The organism is Psychrobacillus sp. NPDC093200, assembly GCF_050280345.1.
GTDB classification, from domain to species: domain Bacteria; phylum Bacillota; class Bacilli; order Bacillales_A; family Planococcaceae; genus Psychrobacillus; species Psychrobacillus faecigallinarum.
The window spans coordinates 177885-199156 of record NZ_JBNNVC010000004.1; the positions used below are offsets into that span (position 1 = coordinate 177885).

Annotated in this window: 19 protein-coding genes; 13 read left to right on the top strand and 6 right to left on the bottom strand. The window is 37.4% G+C overall.

What is annotated here, in order from left to right:
- Positions 1-94: 94 nt before the first annotated feature.
- Positions 95-361, bottom strand: a complete 267-nt coding sequence (locus ACQKNZ_RS16225) for a hypothetical protein (RefSeq protein WP_427660707.1) — start codon at positions 359-361, stop codon at positions 95-97.
- 26 nt (positions 362-387) lie between these two features.
- Positions 388-1557, bottom strand: a complete 1170-nt coding sequence (locus ACQKNZ_RS16230; protein ID WP_427660709.1) for a class I SAM-dependent methyltransferase — start codon at positions 1555-1557, stop codon at positions 388-390.
- Between the two features lie 166 nt (positions 1558-1723).
- Between ACQKNZ_RS16230 and ACQKNZ_RS16235 the strand changes: the two genes are divergently transcribed.
- The 3 genes from ACQKNZ_RS16235 (at position 1724) to hflX (ending at position 5575) form a co-directional block, all read left to right on the top strand.
- Complete coding sequence (locus tag ACQKNZ_RS16235; protein ID WP_154312177.1) at positions 1724-3361, top strand: AMP-binding protein; 1638 nt, start codon at positions 1724-1726, stop codon at positions 3359-3361.
- A gap of 183 nt (positions 3362-3544) precedes the next feature.
- Complete coding sequence (locus ACQKNZ_RS16240; RefSeq protein WP_154312178.1) at positions 3545-4291, top strand: VOC family protein; 747 nt, start codon at positions 3545-3547, stop codon at positions 4289-4291.
- 12 nt (positions 4292-4303) lie between these two features.
- Positions 4304-5575 carry a GTPase HflX gene (hflX, locus tag ACQKNZ_RS16245; protein ID WP_191697877.1) on the top strand — a complete coding sequence of 424 codons (1272 nt, stop codon included), beginning with the start codon at positions 4304-4306 and terminating at the stop codon, positions 5573-5575.
- Positions 5576-5875: 300 nt separating this feature from the next.
- Here hflX and ACQKNZ_RS16250 read toward each other — a convergent pair whose 3' ends face one another.
- Complete coding sequence (locus tag ACQKNZ_RS16250) at positions 5876-7594, bottom strand: ABC transporter ATP-binding protein (RefSeq protein ID WP_427660712.1); 1719 nt, start codon at positions 7592-7594, stop codon at positions 5876-5878.
- Between the two features lie 134 nt (positions 7595-7728).
- On the opposite strand from ACQKNZ_RS16250, the gene ACQKNZ_RS16255 reads away from it, so the two are divergent.
- The 6 genes from ACQKNZ_RS16255 (at position 7729) to zupT (ending at position 13896) form a co-directional block, all read left to right on the top strand.
- On the top strand, positions 7729-9216 hold the full coding sequence (locus ACQKNZ_RS16255; protein ID WP_427660714.1) for a peptide MFS transporter: 1488 nt from the start codon (positions 7729-7731) through the stop codon (positions 9214-9216).
- A 76-nt stretch (positions 9217-9292) separates the two neighbouring features.
- The gene (locus ACQKNZ_RS16260; protein WP_154312180.1) at positions 9293-10135 is read left to right on the top strand and encodes a DUF6612 family protein; all 843 of its coding nucleotides are present in this window, start codon (positions 9293-9295) and stop codon (positions 10133-10135) included.
- 396 nt (positions 10136-10531) lie between these two features.
- A complete protein-coding gene (locus tag ACQKNZ_RS16265; protein ID WP_154312181.1) occupies positions 10532-11431 on the top strand; it encodes an NAD(P)/FAD-dependent oxidoreductase in 900 nt (299 codons plus the stop codon).
- A gap of 257 nt (positions 11432-11688) precedes the next feature.
- Positions 11689-12306 (top strand): phosphatase PAP2 family protein, encoded by a 618-nt coding sequence (locus ACQKNZ_RS16270; protein ID WP_144539477.1) that lies wholly within the window; start codon positions 11689-11691, stop codon positions 12304-12306.
- Positions 12307-12376: 70 nt separating this feature from the next.
- Positions 12377-13003, top strand: a complete 627-nt coding sequence (locus ACQKNZ_RS16275; RefSeq protein ID WP_151113835.1) for a uracil-DNA glycosylase — start codon at positions 12377-12379, stop codon at positions 13001-13003.
- Positions 13004-13086: 83 nt separating this feature from the next.
- Positions 13087-13896 carry a zinc transporter ZupT gene (zupT, locus tag ACQKNZ_RS16280; protein ID WP_144539479.1) on the top strand — a complete coding sequence of 270 codons (810 nt, stop codon included), beginning with the start codon at positions 13087-13089 and terminating at the stop codon, positions 13894-13896.
- A 428-nt stretch (positions 13897-14324) separates the two neighbouring features.
- Here zupT and thrB read toward each other — a convergent pair whose 3' ends face one another.
- Both thrB and thrC read right to left on the bottom strand, forming a co-directional pair.
- Entirely contained in the window at positions 14325-15302 is a 978-nt protein-coding gene (thrB, locus tag ACQKNZ_RS16285) for a homoserine kinase (RefSeq protein ID WP_427660718.1), read from the bottom strand.
- Entirely contained in the window at positions 15302-16360 is a 1059-nt protein-coding gene (gene thrC / locus ACQKNZ_RS16290) for a threonine synthase (protein WP_151112409.1), read from the bottom strand. Before thrC ends, thrB begins: the two co-directional genes overlap by 1 nt.
- Positions 16361-16533: 173 nt before the next feature.
- On the opposite strand from thrC, the gene ACQKNZ_RS16295 reads away from it, so the two are divergent.
- The 4 genes from ACQKNZ_RS16295 to ACQKNZ_RS16310 all read left to right on the top strand — a co-directional run bounded on the left by ACQKNZ_RS16295 (position 16534) and on the right by ACQKNZ_RS16310 (position 20265).
- A complete protein-coding gene (locus ACQKNZ_RS16295; RefSeq protein WP_144539485.1) occupies positions 16534-17763 on the top strand; it encodes an MFS transporter in 1230 nt (409 codons plus the stop codon).
- 91 nt (positions 17764-17854) lie between these two features.
- Positions 17855-18430: a DNA topology modulation protein gene (locus tag ACQKNZ_RS16300; RefSeq protein WP_151112411.1), complete on the top strand. Its 576-nt coding sequence runs from the start codon at positions 17855-17857 to the stop codon at positions 18428-18430.
- Positions 18408-19679 (top strand): acetyl-CoA hydrolase/transferase family protein, encoded by a 1272-nt coding sequence (locus tag ACQKNZ_RS16305; protein ID WP_427660721.1) that lies wholly within the window; start codon positions 18408-18410, stop codon positions 19677-19679. The genes ACQKNZ_RS16300 and ACQKNZ_RS16305 overlap by 23 nt, the downstream gene beginning before the upstream one ends.
- Before the next feature lies 1 nt (position 19680).
- Complete coding sequence (locus ACQKNZ_RS16310) at positions 19681-20265, top strand: DNA-3-methyladenine glycosylase (protein WP_144539491.1); 585 nt, start codon at positions 19681-19683, stop codon at positions 20263-20265.
- A gap of 197 nt (positions 20266-20462) precedes the next feature.
- Here the strand turns inward: ACQKNZ_RS16310 and ACQKNZ_RS16315 are convergent, their stop codons facing one another.
- Positions 20463-21257: a GNAT family N-acetyltransferase gene (locus ACQKNZ_RS16315; RefSeq protein WP_144539653.1), complete on the bottom strand. Its 795-nt coding sequence runs from the start codon at positions 21255-21257 to the stop codon at positions 20463-20465.
- Positions 21258-21272: the final 15 nt, after the last annotated feature.

Consider the following 21272-nt stretch of genomic DNA (forward strand, 5'->3'; position numbering starts at 1 on the left):
TCAAATGGAGTAAAGCAGCGGTGGCCGAAGAGCAGCCACCTTGCATTTCCCCATTTGCTTGTCGGGGCAAACATAGGCGCTTGCGCATTTCGTGTTAGGATGCGGCAATAGTAAAATATGCGATGAATAGTACAAATACTACAATCATATTTAATAAATTATATCTCATTCTTGAAATCGTCTGTTCAAATTTCCCTGATTTTTTAACTGCTGTAATGCCTGAGTATATTATTAAAATGGCCATGACAAAAGAAAGAATCGGGTGGAGTGGATAAATTCTTACATTTAAGAAATGGACAATAATCACCGCAATAGCCATAACGATGCCATAGGCAACTTTTTGGTAAGTAGGATCTTTCACTATTTTCTCTCCTTGAAATGAAGTGGTTATTTCGTCTTCAAGTATTCCTTTAATTCATTTTCTAAAAATGGCTGAGCATTTAGCATCTGTTTAAATTGTTGATAGGCTTCCATTTGTTTAGAGGTTGGCTTATGTCCTGTTCTATAAGCACGTATTAAAATATTCTTTGGTGTGTTTTCTAAATCTATAAATTCCACTAATTGAGCTTCATATCCTACCATATTTAAGATTTCCGCTCGAATAGAATCTGTTGCTAGTGCTGAAAAGCGTTCTTTAATGAGACCATGCTTCAACATGATATCTAAATTAGGTGCTTCGAGCTGTTTGTTCAATTCGTGCTGACAACAAGGAACACTTAATATGACACTCGCATTCCATTTGACTGCACGCGCTAGTGCCATATCTGTCGCTACATCACAGGCATGTAAGGTGACAACCATATCTACGGCAGTTTCTTCGTTGTAATCATTGATATCTCCTACTAAAAATTCAAGCTGATCATAGTTTAAGTCTTTAGCTATTTGCGAACATTCCTCAATGACTTCCTTCTTCAAGTCAAGCCCGGTGACGCGAATGTCTAAGCCCTTTTCAATTTTTAAGTAGTGGTATAGCGCAAACGTTAAATAGGATTTACCAGAGCCAAAATCGAGGATTCTAACCGTTTTATCCTTTGGTAAGTAAACAAGAGTATCATCAATGAATTCAATAAAGCGATTAATTTGTTTAAATTTATCATACTTTTGTTTTTTCACTTTTCCTTCAGCAGTTTGTACCCCTAAACGAATTAAAAAAGGATAAGGTGTGTGCTCGTCTAACAAATAATTTTTTTTGCGGTTATGAGACAAATTCACTTGTTTAACAGAAGCTGTTTTTTCAGCTTTAAACATAACTTTATTTTTCTTAGAGAGTTGTATTTGAAGCTTTTCCTCAAGAAAATCAGCATGGAATTGACGGAAATCCTCCAGTAACTTCTCCCATATAGCAGGAAACTCTTCTAATAGAATATTTTCGTGCTTTAAAATACGTTCGTACTGGTATTCTAATTGGATATGATACATATTTTTTATCTCAATAGGTTTTAATTTTACACGTTTAATTTCATTTGATTTAGCCCTTGGTTGACTAACAGTCGCCTGAATAAGCTGTTTAGATAAAATTTGGTCTAATACCTTTTCTTTCATTTCTAGGAATTCCATTAATATCGCCTTCTTTTTCGTAAGATACTTGAAAATAGTGTATCACAACGAGATATTACGTAGGTAAAGAAGTTCCTTTATGAGACGAGAGAAAACACTTAATACTCTTTTATGCTATCAGAATTTTATGATAATATAAAAGATAAGTAGTCAATCGAAAGGGGAGATTGGTTTGTTAAATGAAAAAACGATTGGAGAGATTGTTAAGGAAGCAGCGAGTTTGTTTCCTAATAGAGAGGCCTATGTGTATCCAGAGCATGGAATTCGAAAAACGTATAAAGAGTTTGATGCTGAAACAGATGAGCTGGCAAAAGCCTTCATTGGAATGGGTATTCAAAAAGGGGAACATATAGCCATTTGGTCAGACAATAAAAGAGAATGGCTACTAAGCCAATTTGCCACTGGCAAAATGGGAGCCGTTTTAGTAACCGTCAATACGAACTATCAGGAGAAAGAACTTGAATATCTCTTGCAGCAATCTGATTCTACTACCCTTATTTTATGTGAATCCTTTAAATCTACTTCTTATCTCGATATTATTCGAGCAATTTGTCCAGAAATTATTACGTCTGAAAAAGGAAACATCCAATCTGAAAAGCTTCCTCATTTTAAGAGAGTAATCGTAATGAGTGAAAATGACTATCCAGGGATATATAAATGGTCAGAGTTTGTTGCATTTGCAAATAAAGTGTCTGATGAGGCTTTAGAGAAGTCTTTGGAAGCGCTTCACAATGATGAAGTGATTAATATTCAATATACATCCGGTACTACTGGATTTCCAAAGGGAGTAATGCTATCCCATAAAAACATTGTTAATAACGGTCAACTCGTTGGTGACTACATACATCTTACAGAACATGATCGTCTATGTATTCCTGTTCCTTTCTTTCATTGCTTTGGATGTGTAATGGGTACGATTGCTTCGGTAACGCATGGCACAACGATGGTTATAATTGAACAGTTTGATGCAGGGAAAGTATTAAAAATGGTACAGGATGAGAAATGCACTGCCTTGCACGGAGTACCTACGATGTTCATAGCGGAGTTAAACCACCCAGATTTTAAACAATTTGATCTGTCTTCCTTACGTACTGGAATCATGGCTGGCTCGATTTGTCCAATTGAGGTCATGAAAAAAGTGATAGAAGACATGGGTGCTTCCGAAATAACCATTGCTTACGGACAAACCGAAACATCTCCAGTTATTACGCAAACTAAAACAGACGATGCAATTGAAAAACGCGTATCTTCTGTTGGTAAGGCTCATCCGGGAGTAGAAGTGAAAATTATTGACCCAGCAACTGGAGAAGATATCCCCGCAGGAGTGCCTGGCGAGCTCTGCACAAGAGGATATTTAGTCATGCAGGGCTATTACAAAAATGAAGAGGCTACAAATTCGACAATTGATGACAATGGGTGGCTGCACACTGGTGACATTGCGGTAATGGATGATGAGGGTTATATCGACATAACGGGTAGAATTAAAGATATGGTAATTCGAGGTGGTGAAAATATCTATCCTAAAGAAGTAGAGGAATTTCTTTATCAGCACCCATCTATACAAGATGTACAGGTAGTAGGAGTCCCAGACCAAAAATATGGTGAGGAACTTATGGCATGGGTTATTTTAAAGTCTGGTGAAAATCTTACTCCGGAGGCTTTAAGAGAATATTGTAAGGGGAAAATATCTTATCATAAAATACCGAAGTACATTGAATTCATTGATGCATACCCAATGACCGCTTCTGGGAAAATTCAAAAGTTTCTGCTCAGAGAAATGTCGAAAAAGAGAGTGGAGGTATAAAAGGTTTATTTCCTGGGAAATCGACAAAAAAGTATAAAGCTTAACAAAAGCGACATAGAGCATCCTTATATTAAGAGATTGTTTACTCTTTAAGCACCGAGATTACAATCGGTGCTTTTTTCTGTTTTCCTGTATACTAAAATGAAGGAAATGGAACATAATTTTAGGATAAGAGGTGAAAGCATGTATCTAGACCATATAGTTCATTTTGTAGAAAAAAATCCATTAGAAATAGCTGAGGATTGGCAACAGCAAGGGCTTCATGCTGTAGTTGGAGGGCAACATATAAACTGGGGAACGTATAATGCGCTTCTTTATACAAAAAATAGTTATATAGAATGGCTGTCAATTGAAGATGAGCATATTGCTCAAAATACAGATCATCCTTTAATCAGTTTGATGTTACATGATTTAAAGAAAAGTCCGGGATTTGGGACCATTTGCATTCGGACATCTAAAATTGACGTATTGAAACAAGAACTTGAAGAGAAAGGTATAGAAACCTCCGGAGTCTTATATGCTGAGAGAAAGACAACCAGTGGATTTGTACGTAAATGGAAGATGCTGTTTATCCGAGAGGAAGTAAGCGACCAATTACCAATGCCTTTTTTCATTGAATGGCAGGAAACAGATGAGGATAGGTATGAGTTGCTAAAAAAAGATGGAACAATTGTGGAAAGCAATCTTCAGCTGTCCATTGAAAGTTGTGAGTTTCATGTTAAAAAACCTAGGGAAATAATAAAAAAATGGGAAAAATACTTGAATGTAGAGCAATATGATGATCAAACACTATTGCTACCAAATACGAAATTAGTATTTAAACAACTTGAAGATGGAACAAAAGAAAGGCTAATACGTGTGCAAATCAAAGGCGACTCCAGACAAGAAGCTATTATTTACGAACAAGGAGAATATCGTTTTAAATTATGAGGAGGATTTTGAATGGAAGAGTTAGTGGAAAAAGCCATAGTAGTGGCAGTAAAGCTACAAAAGGACGAGCATTTTGATTATGAACTAGAGGAGCTTTATAACTTAGCCGAAGCTTTAAATGTGGAAGTAGTCGGTGAAATGACGCAAAATCTAGAACGAGTTACATCCTCCCATTATGTAGGAACAGGAAAGGTAGAGGAGATTAAAAATCTTTTTGACGCAATGGATGCTAACTTAGTCATTTTTAATGATGAGCTTTCTCCATCTCAAATTAGAAATTTAGAACGGGATTTAGAATGCAAGGTAATAGATCGTACCATGCTGATTTTGGATATTTTTGCTCGACGTGCAAAGTCTAATGAAGCACAAATGCAGGTAGAGCTTGCACAGCTTCAATATATGCTTCCGCGATTAGTTGGTCTTAGGGCGTCTCTTGGTCGTCAAGGTGGAGGAACTGGTGGAGGATTCAAGAACCGTGGTGCTGGTGAAACCAAGCTAGAACTGGATCGTCGTAAAATTGAAGACCAAATATCGAAGCTAAAAAAAGAATTAGAACTAATTAAGGACCAGCGGGAAACACAAAGAAAGCAACGTAAGAAAAACAATATTCCAGTAGTTTCCTTAGTCGGTTATACTAATGCTGGAAAGTCGACTATCATGAATCAGCTATTAAATAAAGTTGGGCAAGAGCAATCTAAACAAGTTTTTGAAAAAGATATGCTGTTTGCTACTTTGGAAACATCCGTGAGACAAATAAAATTATCGGATCAAAAAGAATTTTTACTCACTGACACAGTTGGGTTTGTCAGCAAATTACCCCATCATCTAGTAAAAGCCTTCCGTTCAACTTTGGAGGAGGCAAGAGATGCAAATCTATTGCTTCATGTAGTGGATGTATCGAACGAGGAACACCGATATATGATGGATGTCACAAATCATACCTTACTGGATGTCGGGGTGGAGGACGTACCAACTATCTATGTTTATAACAAATCAGACTTGGCAGAGTTGAAGTATCCATATATATCGGGAGATAATATCTGGATATCTGCCAAAGAGGGAAAAGGTCTAGATGAGCTGCTAGAGATTATTAAGAAATATATTTTCTCAGACTACGTTCAATGTAACTTGTTAATACCCTTTGACCGTGGAGATATTGTCTCCTATCTAAATGAGAACGCTTCGGTCAAATCTACCTCCTATGAGGAAGAAGGGACCTTAGTGCATGTAGAGCTCAAAAAATCAGATTATAATCGCTTTGAAGAATATGTATATCAATTATAAAGAAGGAAAAGCTGCCATAACTGGCAGCTTTTTTGAAAGGGAAGAAAATATATTAATTCCCATTTATATAAATGAGTAAACAATTACTAAGTGATTTCCGCTCTAGGCGGACGCATTCCGCGGGGGAGCGATTAGCTATCACCGTCGCTCCAACATGCATTTGTTTTTAGATTTAAAGCTGTTTAAAGTAGACATTCATTACTTTTGAGAAAAAATATACTAACAGTTACATGTGTTTATTATCAAGTCAATCCATAAAAAAGCAGAACATAACATTAATTTATGTTCTGCTAAAATAAACTAAATTTGTTGAAATTGTATATTATGAAGTCTAGCGAATATTCCATCTTTAGCCACAAGCTCATTATATGAGCCATCCTCGGCAATTCCTTCTTCTGTCACTACAATTACCCGATCTGCATCACGAATTGTTGCCAAACGGTGGGCAATTATAAGTGTAGTTCGATTTTCCGCGAGTTCCATTAAGGAATGTTGTATAATTTTCTCTGTTTCTGTGTCGAGAGCGGATGTTGCTTCATCCAAAATTAGAATAGGTGGATTCTTTAAAAACATACGAGCAATTGCAAGTCTTTGCTTCTGTCCACCAGATAGCTTCAGACCTCGTTCACCAATTTGCGTGTCATATCCATCAGGGAGTGAAGCTATTAAGCTTTCTAAATGAGCTTTTTTAGCAGCACTATGAATTTCCTCATCGGTAGCGTCTTTTTTGCCGTAAGCGATATTTTCACGAATGGTGCCAGTGAACAAAAAGACATCCTGCTGTACAATTCCAATTTGGGAACGAAGGGAGTGAAGTGCTAAATCTTGAATATTTAGCCCATCAATGGAAATTGCTCCTTCATTTACATCATAAAATCTAGGGATTAAGGAACAAATGGTTGTTTTCCCTGCTCCAGAAGGTCCTACAAACGCAACTGTTTCACCAGCTTGAATAGATAGATTAATGTCTTTTAACACAGATTGGTGATCATCATATCGGAAGCTAACATGGTCAAAGGAAATATCTCCTTTTAAATGCTGGACTTGAAGGGCATTTGGCTTGTCTACAATTTCTGGCTCTTGCTCTATTAATTCTAGGAAGCGTTTAAAACCAGCCATTCCTTTTGGATATAATTCCAATAAAGCGGTAATTTTATCCACTGGCTTAATTAGTACATTTACATATAAAATAAAACTTACTAGCTCTCCAGAGGTTATGTAATCTTGGTAAGAGAACCAGGCTCCTACTACTAGTACAACTAAAGTTACTAGCCTTGTCATCATATAAATGCTAGAATGAGTACCTGCCATGACTTTGTAAGCTGCTAGCTTTGCTAATCGGAATTGTGAATTGTCCTCTTTGAATCTTGAAATTTCAAAATTTTCATTTGTAAAGGATTGGACCACACGGGCTCCGGAAACGCTGTCTTCCACTCTTGCATTTACGTCAGCGATTTTGCCGTACATATTCTTCCATGCTTTATTCATCATTATATTTCCATAGGTTGCAACGATGGATAAAAAAGGAACCATAATAATAGCGATAACAGCCAGCTCAGGATTTATGTTGAACATAATAGTGAAGGCACCTATAATCGTCATAATAGCGATAAATAGGTCTTCTGGTCCGTGATGTGCTAGTTCTCCTATATCAAATAGGTCATTTGTGATTCTACTCATAATGTGGCCCGTTTTGGTGTTATCAAAAAATCGAAATGATTGTCGTTGCACGTGGTTAAACAGTTTTTGTCTCATATCAGTCTCAATATTAATACCTAGCTTATGCCCCAAATAACTCACGACATATTGGAGAACGGTACTAATAATGTAGACCAATAAGAGCACAATACTAACTCGAACAATTGTAGCCCAATTACCGGTAGGAAGAAGATCGTCGATAAACCATTGCACAGCTACTGGGAATGCTAGTTCTAAAATTGCAACAAAAACGGCACTGCTGAAATCAATAATAAATAATCGTTTATGTGGTTTGTAAAATGAAAAAAATTTTTTAAGCATCTCTTAACTCCCTTTTCATTGTCATAACGACTATTATAACTAATAATTTCAGTTGTCGAAATATTATAATGTTTCTTTTTTGAAAAATTAGGGAATATTTAATTATATTTTTTGTAGAAACGAGGCGTAATAAGATGTTATCGAAAGAAGAAATAGTAAAATCTGTACCTCAAACAGGGTTTTTTGGCCAACCTAAGGGTCTTCTATCCTTATTTTTCACGGAGTTTTGGGAGCGTTTTTCGTACTACGGTATGAGAGCGATTTTAATCTATTATATGTACTACGAAGTGACTCAAGGCGGTTTAGGGCTAGAACGATCAACAGCTAACTCTATTATGGCCGTTTATGGTTCATTAGTATATATGTCTGGGATTATCGGTGGTTGGATAGCCGATAGACTATTCGGTACTACTAGAACAGTATTCTATGGCGGAGTATTGATTATGATCGGTCATATTGTATTGGCATTCCCAGGTGGTCTAACTACCTTATTCATATCCATGGCGTTCATCATTATTGGTACTGGTTTATTAAAGTCTAATATTTCTACTATTGTTGGTGATTTATATACAGCTGATGATGCTCGTAGAGATTCAGGTTTCAGTATTTTCTATATGGGTATTAATATGGGAGCTTTCATTGCACCATTAATTGTTGGCACTATCGGCTTAGAGTATAACTTCCACTTAGGATTTGGTTTAGCAGCTGTAGGTATGGCATTAGGTTTAGTAGTCTTTTTACTAACTAAGAAAAAATATTTAGGCTTGGCAGGATCTTATGTACCAAATCCGCTTACTAGTGAAGGAAAGAAAAAATTCTTTACAAGATTATCGATAGCTGTAGTGATTATTGCCGCCCTTGGTTTCTATTTAATCCAAGCTGGTATTATGACGATTGATGTTTTCACAATGACTATTTCCATATTGGGTATTCTTATCCCAACCCTATACTTCATAGTTATGTATAGAAGTGATAAGTCAACAGCAGACGAAAAGTCTCGCTTACTTGCTTATATTCCACTTTTCGTAGCAGCAATGATGTTCTGGGCAATTCAAGAACAGGGTTCCAATATTTTAGCCCAATATGCTGATGAGCGAGTAGATTTAACACTTGGCTCTTTTGAAATTTCACCAGCCTGGTTCCAATCGTTGAATCCATTATTCATCATTGCACTCGCTCCACTCTTTGCTTGGCTATGGGTGAAACTTGGAAATAGACAGCCGTCTACTCCTCGTAAGTTTGCATATGGATTATTCTTTGCAGGTTTGTCTTTTGTTGTTATGATTTTCCCTGCTTACTTTAATGGTACTGATACTTTAGCTAACCCGATGTGGCTAGTTCTAAGCTTCTTCTTAGTAGTACTTGGTGAATTACTTCTTTCACCTGTTGGTTTGTCTGCAACTACAAAGCTAGCACCGGCAGCCTTTGCTGCTCAAACAATGAGCTTATGGTTTATGACAAATGCTTCGGCACAAGCAATCAATGCTCAGGTTGTTAAATTGTATAAGCCTGAAACGGAGATTATGTACTTTGGAGTAATTGGTGCAGTAGCGATAGGATTGGGGTTAATCCTATATGTAATGACACCACTAATCCAAAAATACATGCGCGGTATTCGTTAATTTTTCTTAAAAAGTGAAACCTTTCGTTAATTTGTTCGTAAGTTATGTTGTGAAACAAAGAAGGGATGGGAATAAAGTGAAAAAATGGAAAACGCTTTTAGCAGTTACTACACTTACTTTTGGTTTAGCCGCGTGTAATGAAACTGCCACACCAGCAAACAAGAATGTAAAAGAAACTAGTGAGATGACTTTAGAAGAAGTGTATAACAAATCAATGGCAGTGTCTGAGGAATTGAAAAGTGTCTCTGCTAAAGTAGACTTAGCACAAAAGATGCATATACCAAGCGAAGAGATGAATGTAGATATTAGCACTGCTATGGACATGAATTTAATAATAGAACCTATGCAGATTTATCAAAAAGGAACTACTTCTATGAAGTCTGAAGATGGTTCTATGAACGAAACAATGGACACAGAAATATACTTCAATGATACTGATTTGTATATGTATGAAGGAACAACACAGCAGTGGATGAAGTTACCACAAGAAGCAATGGGTGACGTCATGGCACAAACAAATTCTGCAAATCCTGCTAATTCACTAGCTGAAATTGAAGAATATTTAAAAGACTTTAAATTTGAGCAAGATGATAAAAATTATATTTTGACACTTGATGCATCAGGGGACAAATTTAACGACTTAGTACAAGCACAAATAGATGAAACAATGCAAAGCATGGCACAGGCTGGAGAAGATGTTCAACTAGACGTTAAAATTAACTCAATTAACTATTTAATTCATATTGATAAAGAAAGCTTCCAAACTACTAAATACGATGTAATTGTAGATATGGACATGGAAGCAGAAGGCGAGTCTATTAATATGAAACAAGATTTAAAGACAGATTTCTCTAACTTTAATGGAGTCGATAAAATCGAGATTCCACAAGAAGTTATTGATAATGCTGTAGCTATCTAATCTAATTTAAATTTTTCAAGTCTGCATGTAATTGTTAGGTATATGACAATTACATGCAGACTTTTTGTTTAGTAATAAATTTATAAAGAAATAGAGAACTACTTTGGTGCACAAGTTAAATGCGATAAAGAATGCAAAAAATCGTTTACCTGTTCCAGAAGCATATCTGTTAACTGTATTAGGTATAGAACAGTTAGACTTGATAACTACTGAGCGCGAGGAGAAATTCCTCGTGTTTTTTTGTAAAATAAGATTATATTGCATGTATGCTTGAATATTTTAATTACTTACTTAGAAAAGTAATGTTAGTAAAAGAAAAAAATAGGGAACACTAATGAAGAAAATTACTTAAAGCAAATTGGATGGTTGCTGGTCTAATGTAAGGAGGCACTAAGCATGTATGATTGTATTATTATTGGAGGCGGTCCAGCGGGGCTGGGTGCAGGTTTAACGTTAGGAAGAGCAAGAAGAAAAGTTGCCTTGTTTGACGATGGAACAAATCGAAACAGAGTGACCCATGAATCGCATGGATTTATCACTCGGGATGGGATAAAACCTCATGAATTCAAAGGTATAGGACTTAAAGAGCTAGAGAACTATCCGAATGTCTCTTATTTCAATAAAACGATTATTGAAATTGGAAGAGAAGGAAAAGAAGGTAATTTTATCGTTAGAACAAGAGATAATGAAGAATACGTTTCAGAGAAGCTCTTACTAGCTACTGGCATCCAAGAAATGTTTACAATTGAAAGTATTCGAAGCTTTTATGGAAAAAGTCTATTTAGCTGTCCGTATTGTGATGGATGGGAATTGCGCGATAAGCCTCTTTTAATTTTAGCGGAGAAAGAAGAACACGTTCTTCATATGGTTAAGCTAATTTATAATTGGTCAAATGACTTGATGGTTCTAACCAATGGAAAAGAATTATCTCACGAAGGTATGCAAGAGTTGGCTAAACATAATATTGAAATAAAGATTGAGAAAATAGATGAGCTTATAGGAGAAGCGGGTTATCTAAAGGGAGTAAAGTTAGAATCTGGAGAAATTATAAATAGAACTCAGGGATTTGTTGCGCCCACATATTATCGTCCAAATTATTTTGCAGAAAAATTAGGGTGCGAAATAGATGAAAAGGGAAGGGTAATGACAGATCCTCGATGTCGTGCATCTCAAAAAAATGTTTATGTGGCTGGAGAAACAAGAAAGCCTATTCCCTCATCACTAATGATTGCGGCTGCAGATGGAAATAAAGCAGCAGTATCTATTAACACAGATTTAACAGAAGAGCGTTTCTAAATATTTTAAAGCATATATAACTTTATGAAGGATGGCCTTGAAATGAGTCATGACCATCCTTCATAAAGTTTTATCACATAGAATAGTCTGTTCCAAGGTTAGATAATAATTTACCTATTTAATTAGGTATTGAATGAAGGGACTAGAAAAGTCCTTTTATATTGCTCACTACATATTTTTATAAACTGTAATTCTCTAATTCTTTGTACTTATAAGTTATCTAGCTTATAATTTTTATAACTAATAGGAGGGATACTGTGAAGAAATGGTTCTATCCACTTGGACTTGTTACATTACTAGGGTTTGCAATGCTGTATTTAAACATTACAAAAGATGAAGTGGTGTCATTAGACCACAAAATGTCTAACCTACTTGGTGGCAGTCAATTCATCACGGCATTTCACTATTTTGGAGATACAAAATTTATATTGCTTATCGCACTATTAATCATATTATTGTTGTGGATTCGATCTCATAATTATCGTGGCATGTTATTTGTTTTGTTTACAGTTGGGGTAGGGAATGCTTTAAACCAACTACTAAAAAAAGTGATTCAGCGAGAACGTCCTGATGTATCCAATCAATTAGAAACGTTTAGCTTTCCATCTGGACATGCGATGGTAGGCTTGCTCTATTTGTTTACAATTGCTTATTTAGCTACTGAGCATCAGACAAACAAAAAAATTTCGTTAACTATTTGGTCAGGAGCCATATTAATGACCATTATGATAGGTCTTTCGCGAATAGCGGAATCACGTCACTATGCATCAGACGTGTTTGCTGGGTGGATGGCAGGGTATACATGGTTTATACTAGTTGCTATTTGGTACGAGCTTAGAAAACGTAACAGAAAAAGTAAAAAGAATAAATTATAAATCCTTTCCAATTAACGGAGGGGATTTTTTGTAAGGAGGAAATTTTTTGTTTGAGATACCGAACCATTTAATGGATTTATGCATAAAAAGAATAGAGGGTTATCCGGTTGAGGGTTTTGTAAAAGGGAAAGGTCCAAGAAAGCCTACTCTTATGCTAATTGGAGAGGCGCCTGGAGAAAATGAAGCCATTCAGGGTATTCCTTTTATCGGAAGAGCAGGTGAGGAATTGAAAAAATCCCTAGCCAGTATAGGTTTAACAAGGGAAGACGTATATATGACAAGTGCCGTAAGAAGTCGTCCCTTCGTTTGGAGAGAGAAAAAGGAAAGAAACGGAGAAGCAGTAAGAAAAAAATATAATCGACCGCCTACTCAAAAAGAAATTATTGCACATGCCCCTATTTTGGACTACGAAATAACAAATATTTCACCCTTACTAATTGTTACTTTAGGAAATGTAGGATTACAGCGATTACTAGGAAGAGAAGCAACGGTTTCTAAATTACATGGGCAATTACTACAAAAGCCTGTTCAATTTCTACAGTCGCTAAACTCATCAGAATTTGTGTGGTCCACTGAAACCTATACCATTATCCCAACCTATCATCCTGCTTCAGTATTCTATCGTCCATCTAATCGAGATTTTTTAGAAGAAGATTGGATAAAAATCGGTGAATATATTAAAAGCCAAATATTATGATATCTTCTTGTGTTGAATAAAGTTGCTTGAAGGAAACTTTTTAAGTATAATAAGTTTATATTAGAGAGAAAGAAGATGGGTCAATGGATGGAAATGTAGTTTTTGCATTATTACTTACTTTGTTTGCTGGCCTTGCTACTGGGATAGGGAGTTTGTTGTCTTTACTTACTAGTAGAACAAACAAAAAATTCTTATCTGTAGCTCTTGGATTTTCAGCGGGAGTAATGATCTATGTTTCGCTCGTGGAGATTTTCGTTAAGGCAAAAGACTCCTTAGTAGAAGAACTAGGATCTACTAATGGCTATTGGGCTACATTAGCTGGTTTTTTTGGAGGAATGATTTTCATAGCCTTAATAGACCGATTGATTCCTTCACATGAAAATCCGCATGAAGTAAAAAGTGTTGAGGATATGAAACTCAAGCCAGCTAATGCAGAAGATGCTCGTTTAATGAAAATGGGTATGTTCACTGCACTTGCTATTGGTATTCATAATTTTCCAGAGGGGATTGCCACTTTTGCTTCAGCATTACAGGATCCTAATCTTGGTATAGCAATTGCTATTGCGGTAGCTATTCATAATATTCCAGAGGGGATTGCGGTAGCTGTTCCTATATTTTATGCTACGGGCAGTAGAATGAAAGCATTTAAATTGTCGTTTTTATCAGGGCTTGCAGAACCAGTAGGCGCTTTAGTTGCCTTTTTAATATTGATGCCATTTTTAAATGGAATTATGTTCGGAGTAATTTTTGCAGCAGTAGCAGGTATCATGGTGTTTATATCATTGGATGAACTACTGCCAGCAGCTAAGAAATACGATGAGACTCATTCTTCTATGTATGGAGTAGTGGCTGGGATGCTTGTGATGGCTTTAAGTTTAGTGTTGATGGCATAAAGAGAAGGCAGTGCAGTTCTCCTTAATAAGAGGGGAGTGCACTGCTTTTTTGAGCTCTTTTTCTTGTCTGTTACTTAATGCGAGAAACTATATAAATTGTATGGCTAGATGAGTATATCCTAGATTTAACAAGTAATGTATGAATTATAGGTTGATTTCCGCTCTAGTCGGGCGCTTTCCGCGGGGGAGTGATAAGCCATCGCCGCCGCTAACGCGTCGGATGCGATGTCTTATCTGTCTCCTTCCTCCCGCAGGAGTCGCCGTCTTGCTGCTCCAATCATTAATGTGGAAGCTGTAAGGTTAATCACGGATTGGCAAAAAACCTATTATTAACGCAAAAGGAGGATGGTCGTGACTTGGGTCACTGACCATCCTCTCTTAAATTTTTCCTATATGATAGAAACAAGTCATTCCCGAAGCTTTAGAGATCAAATGGGAGATAGCTGTGAATCTGATATCTCGCTTTTCCTTATTTGTGTGTCGGAGTAGGCATAGGAGGAGCTCGGGTTTATCCTGTTTTTAGTTGCAATGATTCCTGTCTTGTTGATAGAAACTGGAACAAGATCAAAGCTTGGGAATTTATCTTTCATTTGGGAGATAAACTCCTGTTCCTTGCCCTTTTGGACAAGTGATAATAGAGTTGGACCAGCCCCACTAATGCAAGTACCAAATGCTCCAGCTTTTTTAGCTGCAATCTTTAGCTCCTTGCTTTGTGGGATAAGACCTAAGCGATATGGCTCATGAAACAAATCCTCTTCCATATAGATACCTGCCTGTTCAAAAGACTGTGATAGAAATGCGGCTACCAATAAATTGGCGGATGCGCTAGCCTGAGCTGCGATTGATCGTGTGTAATGATCAGGCAAGACATTTCTAGCTTTTTCTGTCTTCAATTCAAATTGAGGAATAGATAAAACAAAGCTAGCTTCTATGTGATACGAATGAAATACGTGGATTTCACCGTTATCTGTACTAGAAGAGATAGTAAATCCTCCAAAAATAGAGGCAGCGGCATTATCGGGATGACCCTCCATCATCGTAGCAATTTTTAGCTTATCGTGAGCAGTCAGTTTGAGTTCAAGCAATTGATTGGCTAGCTCTATACCTGCAACGATAGCGGATGCACTACTACCCATACCGCGGGCCAGAGGAATCTCACTTTTTAACTTCAATGTACAAGCAGGTAATTCTAGTCCATGCATAGCCGCCGTTTTTACCGCGGACTGTACAATTAAATGATCAGCCGGATTAGGGACAAAAGGCAGATTTTCAGTCAAGTTTTCGATTGAAAGTTGGGAGGCAAGCTCCACCTCTAGTTCTAGATATTTGTCTAATGCAATACCTATCGAGTCAAAACCTGGACCTAAGTTTGCAGTGCTTGAAGGTATGGAAATAGACCATGTCATTATGCAAGCACCCCCTCTATAAATGCGCTTAGTGCAGGGGCATTACTTTCAATTTTATGTGGTGGTGCCACTTTTACATCTATTGCAGTCTGTGGATCTTTTAATCCATTTCCAGTTAGAACTGCAACGACCTTGCTACCGGGTATTATCTTGCCTTCTTTGACTGATCTTATAACGCCGGCGATAGAAGCACAGGATGCTGGCTCTGCAAAAATGCCCTCTCTACTAGCGATTAGTTTATATGCATCAAGCATTTCATCGTCTGATACAGCTTCAATCAGTCCTTGTGACTCATCACGGGCAGCTACTGCGTAATCCCAGCTAGCTGGATTACCGATTCGGATGGCTGTAGCAATTGTTTCAGGGAATTCAATCGGCTTACCTTGAACGATAGCCGCTGCCCCTTCTGCTTCGAATCCATATATTTTAGGTAGACCAGTTTGTTTTTTCTCATTATATTCTTTGAAGCCTTTCCAATATGCTGTGATATTGCCAGCGTTCCCAACTGGAATAGCTAAGTAATCTGGGGCAGAGCCTAGTACATCACAAATTTCAAATGATGCTGTTTTTTGTCCTTCTATTCTATAAGGATTTACAGAGTTTACGAGAGTAATAGGTGAGGATTCGCTAATAGCACGAACCATTTCTAACGCCACATCGAAGTTGCCTTCTATTTGAATGACCTCTGCTCCATACATATAAGCTTGAGCAAGCTTCCCCGCAGCTACCTTGCCCTCAGGAATTACAATTACTGCACGCATCCCAGCTCGGGCTGCATAAGCTGCAGCTGCAGCAGAAGTGTTTCCTGTAGAAGCACATATAACTGCCTTACTACCTTCCTCCTTCGCTTTAGCTACCGCAAAGACCATTCCTCTATCTTTGAAGGATCCTGTTGGATTTGCTCCTTCAATTTTCGCATATAATTCAATGCCTAGTTCATTGGACAGGTTTTCTAATTTAATGAGAGGGGTATTGCCCTCTAATAATGTAAGTTTTGGTGTGTTTTCAGTTACAGGTAAGAATTCTTTATATTGTTCAATTAGTCCTTGCCAAGCCATGTGATTTCCGCCCTTCTGTTCTCCTTAGATAAACAACTGTATTTATATAAAGGACATTTTACTCTAAATAATCGAAAAATACAAGTGAAAATTTCTGTTGTAAGTTTACAGTTCTATAAGTATACTATTGATGTAAACAAAAAACATTACAGGTGTAAAGACAGGGGATAATTATGACAGCAGTTCTAGAAAAAAATACAAAGAAGGTAGAAAAACCATTATCTAAAAATAAATTGCTTGGTATAGCAGGACTTGCGTGGATGTTTGATGCAATGGATGTGGGAATTCTCTCATTCGTTATTGCTGCATTGGCAAGTGAATGGGCATTAACACCAAACGAGATGGGATGGATAGGTAGTGTAAACTCCATTGGGATGGCTGTAGGTGCTCTTGTATTTGGAGTATTTGCTGACAAGGTAGGCCGTAAGAAAATATTTATGATTACATTAATTTTGTTCTCAGTAGCTAGTGGGCTATCTGCTTTAACTACCACGTTATTTGCATTTATGGCATTACGTTTTCTTGTAGGTATGGGGCTTGGTGGAGAACTACCTGTAGCATCTACTCTAGTATCAGAAAGTGTAGCAGCAAAGGAGAGAGGACGTGTAGTTGTTCTTCTTGAAAGCTTCTGGGCAGCAGGTTGGATTGTTTCAGCAGTAATTGCCTATTTTATAATTCCTGAATATGGCTGGAGAGTTGCACTATTGATAACTGCTTTACCAGCCTTTTATGCTATTTATCTGCGTTTGAAGTTACCTGATTCACCACAATTTACATCAAAGAATACGGAGACTAGATCAATAATCCAAAATATGAAAGATGTCTGGTCAAAGAAGTTTGCTAAGGCAACTTTAATGCTATGGATTGTATGGTTTACGGTGGTGTTCTCCTACTATGGTATGTTTTTGTGGCTTCCAAGTGTAATGGTCATGAAGGGTTTTTCACTTATCCAAAGCTTTGAATATGTACTCATTATGACTTTGGCTCAATTGCCTGGTTATTTTTCTGCCGCGTGGCTCATTGAAAAAGCAGGACGTAAATTTGTATTGGTTACTTACTTATTAGGTACTGCAGCAAGTGCATTTGTTTTTGGTTCAGCAGAGTCGACAGCTATCTTAATCGCATCAGGAATGCTGCTATCCTTCTTTAACTTAGGTGCTTGGGGAGCTTTATATGCATACTCTCCTGAACAATATCCTACAGTTATTCGAGCAACTGGATCGGGGATGGCTGCTTCAGTCGGTCGTATAGGAGGTATTCTTGGACCATTGCTAGTTGGTACATTAGTGACTGCAGGCTATGAAATTGGCTGGATATTCGGTATTTTTTGTATCGCTATCGTTATTGGAGTAATCGCAGTTATATTCTTAGGTACTGAGACAAAACAAATAGAATTAGAATAAGAGTAAAGCTGCTCCCTAGGGAGCAGCTTTTTATTTGTCTCCGAGTTAAAACATAGTACAATAAATATGACTCAGGAAAGGGGAATTATAAATGGAACGATCTAGACATAAAAAGGTATTAATAATTGGTTCTAGTGGAGCGGGTAAGTCGACTTTTTCTAAACAGTTAGCAAAAAAGTGGAATTTGCCATTAATTCATTTAGATTCCCTTTATTGGAACGAGGGGTGGGTTCCTACTCCAAAAGATGAGTTTATAGAAATAGTAAAAGATAAGCTGGAAGAAGAACAGTGGATAATGGATGGGAACTTTAAGTCTACGCTTGAGTGGAGAACAGAGTATGCTGATTTAATCATATTTTTGGATTTCCAACGAACACTCTGTACGTATCGAGTATTAAAGCGAGTATGGATGCATCGAGGGAAGACTAGAGACGATATGGCTTTAGGATGCAATGAAAAGCTAGATTGGGAATTTCTCCGATTTGTATGGAGCTTCCCTAAGAAAGTGCGACCTGCAATATTAAATGTCTTAGAAGATGCGTCCACTCAAAGAGACATATGTATCTTAAGGAACCCTAAGGAAGTAAAGGCCTTTTTAGACACTGCTCGGACAACAAATGAAAATATAATAGGGGTGCATACTAATGAAAGACAAAATATTAAGTGACAGGCAAATAATCGAGTTTATTCCTCCAAATGCAGATATTATTCTGCCTTTAACTAACGGAGAACCACATAAACTTTTAGATATATTAGAAGAGAATGCAAATGATTTAATAAACGTGAAGGTGCATCAGCTACTGTCATTAAAGCAACGTCCCTATATGGAAGGGGCTTTTCCTGATAAGTTAAAGCATGTTTCCTACTTTTTGAGTGGAGCAACAAGAAAGAACTTTCATCAGGGCCTGGTAGACCTAGTACCAAACAACTTTCATGAGATGCCGAGGATTTTAAAAACATCTACTAATCTTTCCATGATAATGGCTGTTGCATCTCCTATGGACGAATTCGGTTATTTTTCACTCGGGACCCAGGCGGATATAGTGAGCGAATTTATTGGGTCGGTACCTTTCGTATTAGAGGTTAACAAGCATATGCCTCGAACATTTGGTCAAAATCAAATCCACATTAGTCAAATACTTGGTTATGTAGAGAATGATCGTCCTTTGTTCGAAGATGTAGCTCCGCCAATTGTAGAAAAGGATATTAAAATTGCTGAGTATGTTACAGAAATGATTAGTAATGGGGACACCTTACAAATCGGGATTGGTTCTATACCGAATGCAGTTGTCAGCCTACTTAAAAATCATCGACATTTAGGAATTCATACAGAAATGTTTGTAGATGGTATAGTCGATTTAGTGGAAGCAGGGGCAATTGATGGTACACAGAAGTTCACGAATAAAGGAAAAATAGTGGCGACCTTTGCTCATGGATCCAAGAAGCTATACGACTTCCTAGATAACAATCCTTCGGTAGAATTCCTACCAGTTAGTGTAGTCAACGATCCAAGGGAAATTGCTAAGGAGGAACGAATTGTCTCTATAAATGCAACTACCGAGGTTGACTTTTATGGGCAATGTGCCTCTGAAACTGTAGCTGGCAAATATTATTCATCTTCTGGAGGACAAGCTGATTTTGCAAGAGGTGTAAGGTTTTCCAAAGAGGGAAAAGGCTTTGTCTGTATGACATCCACCGCAAAGAATGATGAAATTTCTCGTATTAAGCTTTCACTGTCACCGGGCTCCATAGTAACGACTTCTAAAAACGATATCGATATGATTGTAACGGAATACGGTGTAGCTAGTATGTTCGGTCAGCCAATTTCTAAGCGAGCAGAGCAATTAATAGCAATTGCTCACCCTAAATTCCGAGAAGAACTAACATTCGAAGCGAAAAAAATGGGGTTTATCTAATATGAAGCCAATCGAGCCATCTTTTTTTCATCAACCTACTTTAGAATTGGCAAGGGATTTAATAGGAAAGTATATAGTTCATGAGCATGAAAGTGGTCTTCTGATTGGTAAGATAGTTGAAACCGAAGCGTATATGGGGGCAGAGGATCAAGCAGCTCATAGCTTCGGTAATCGTAGAACTAAGCGAACGGAAGTAATGTTCGGAGAGCCAGGCCATATTTATACTTATCAAATGCATACCCATACGCTGATTAATGTGGTGGCAGCCCCGTTAGGCACCCCTCATGCGATTTTAATACGCGCTGTAGAGCCTGTAGAAGGGTTAGAACAGATGAAGGAAAATCGGCGTGATCTTCCGATGAAGCAATGGACGAATGGCCCTGGAAAGTTAACGAAGGCAATGGCGATTACAATGGAGTATTACGGGCATCATTGGAGCAAAAAGCCCTTGTATATGACAGAGGGAGAGAAGGCTATATCTATCTCTACCGGTCCAAGAATTGGTATAGATAATAGTGGAGAAGCAGTACATTATCCGTATCGCTTTTGGGCAACTGACAACCCATATGTATCGAAAATGCGTTAAAAAAAGAGTAAGTAAAAGACCGATCACAAATGTGGTCGGCTTTTTTAGTTACAATTTTTTCAGAGTTTCCTTACCTCTGACAGACTATATAATTTAGATTAAGTTAATTTAGCCAAATTACTTTATCATTCCATATTTGATTGTAGCGGAACGCGTCCGCCTAGAGCGGAGATCACTCACTAGGAGACATGCTTTTCTTATTCTATTATTCTACCCATATAGTATTCATCTACGTATTGGCCGTTAATCAGTAAGGAGTTTTTTCTTGTTCCTTCCTTTTCAAAGCCTGCCTTTTGATAGAGTTTGTGGGCAATAGCATTCTCTTTTATAACGGAGAGCTCCAGCTTAGTAACTCCTACTTCCTTTGCCCACAGAAACGCCCTATTAATAAGAGAAGTGGCAATACCTTTTCTAGAAAATTGCTTTTTTACTCCTACTACCAAGGAGGCGCGATGTCTTGCTCGTGGAGCATGCGTACCTTGAAGTAATATAAAGCCTGCAATCTGTCCATTCATAATGGCCAGAAAAAGAATAGAATTAGACGAGGTTTTCCAAGAGGTCATCCTTTTTCGTATTTGCTGAACAGTCATTTGAAAGTCAGATTCTCCATATAGCATGAAGTCTGTTTCAGAAAAAATAGCTTCCTGGAGATTGATGAATGGTCGAGCATCTTCCAGCTCTGCTTCTCGAATAACTAATATATCTTGTTCTTTGTCATCCTCTTCATCGTCTATCTCTTTGCTCGAATGAAAAATGACCGATTTTCCTAGCTCAACGTCCTTAACAGAATATCCGTTATCTATCCATGCAAAATAGTGTAAAGCAGGGGGTTTTGTTTTTTTCCACCAACTACTACTTAAGTAAGCTGCATTTGGTAGCGCTTGACCGATGATAGCCTCAATTTCTTCATATGTAAGAATAAATTCTTTTTTAATACACTTTTTAAAGTAGTTAGATAGGGGAATATACTTACTTTCAAATTGTTTAACCATTATAAATTTATCACC

Bases quoted from the DNA above. Each gene is read 5' to 3' on its own strand.
- ACQKNZ_RS16250 (WP_427660712.1), bottom strand. From the start codon at position 7,594: ATGCTTAAAAAATTTTTTTCATTTTACAAACCACATAAACGATTATTT.
- ACQKNZ_RS16230 (WP_427660709.1), bottom strand. From the start codon at position 1,557: ATGGAATTCCTAGAAATGAAAGAAAAGGTATTAGACCAAATTTTATCT.
- ACQKNZ_RS16265 (WP_154312181.1), top strand. From the start codon at position 10,532: ATGTATGATTGTATTATTATTGGAGGCGGTCCAGCGGGGCTGGGTGCA.
- ACQKNZ_RS16295 (WP_144539485.1), top strand. From the start codon at position 16,534: ATGACAGCAGTTCTAGAAAAAAATACAAAGAAGGTAGAAAAACCATTA.
- ACQKNZ_RS16240 (WP_154312178.1), top strand. From the start codon at position 3,545: ATGTATCTAGACCATATAGTTCATTTTGTAGAAAAAAATCCATTAGAA.
- hflX (WP_191697877.1), top strand. From the start codon at position 4,304: ATGGAAGAGTTAGTGGAAAAAGCCATAGTAGTGGCAGTAAAGCTACAA.
- ACQKNZ_RS16310 (WP_144539491.1), top strand. From the start codon at position 19,681: ATGAAGCCAATCGAGCCATCTTTTTTTCATCAACCTACTTTAGAATTG.
- ACQKNZ_RS16275 (WP_151113835.1), top strand. From the start codon at position 12,377: ATGGATTTATGCATAAAAAGAATAGAGGGTTATCCGGTTGAGGGTTTT.
- zupT (WP_144539479.1), top strand. From the start codon at position 13,087: ATGGATGGAAATGTAGTTTTTGCATTATTACTTACTTTGTTTGCTGGC.
- ACQKNZ_RS16300 (WP_151112411.1), top strand. From the start codon at position 17,855: ATGGAACGATCTAGACATAAAAAGGTATTAATAATTGGTTCTAGTGGA.
- thrB (WP_427660718.1), bottom strand. From the start codon at position 15,302: ATGACATGGTCTATTTCCATACCTTCAAGCACTGCAAACTTAGGTCCA.
- ACQKNZ_RS16315 (WP_144539653.1), bottom strand. From the start codon at position 21,257: ATGGTTAAACAATTTGAAAGTAAGTATATTCCCCTATCTAACTACTTT.
- ACQKNZ_RS16305 (WP_427660721.1), top strand. From the start codon at position 18,408: ATGAAAGACAAAATATTAAGTGACAGGCAAATAATCGAGTTTATTCCT.
- ACQKNZ_RS16255 (WP_427660714.1), top strand. From the start codon at position 7,729: ATGTTATCGAAAGAAGAAATAGTAAAATCTGTACCTCAAACAGGGTTT.
- thrC (WP_151112409.1), bottom strand. From the start codon at position 16,360: ATGGCTTGGCAAGGACTAATTGAACAATATAAAGAATTCTTACCTGTA.